Consider the following 243-nt stretch of genomic DNA (forward strand, 5'->3'; position numbering starts at 1 on the left):
GGCCGACGAGCGCGAGCGAAACGGAATTCTGCGGATCGAGCTCCAGCGCTTTGCGCGCATATGCCTGAGCTTCCTCGATCAGATGCGCGTCAAGCGCGTTGAAACGTTGGCCAACCTGGAAAGTCCGGATGAATGACAGCCAGGCAAAAGTCGATGACCGCGGCTGATACTGGATCTGTTCTTCCAGGCGCCGCTCCGCATTATCCAGATCGCTACGCGACAGCCGAAAGATCGCATTGACGG

Annotated in this window: 1 pseudogene; it reads right to left on the reverse strand. The window is 58.4% G+C overall.

The features are described 5' to 3' along the window. Nucleotides 1-243: pseudogene (locus tag AF337_RS31165) on the reverse strand (SARP family transcriptional regulator); the annotation flags it as partial.

This window comes from Rhizobium ecuadorense, from assembly GCF_001187535.1.
Classification (GTDB): Bacteria; Pseudomonadota; Alphaproteobacteria; order Rhizobiales; family Rhizobiaceae; genus Rhizobium; species Rhizobium ecuadorense.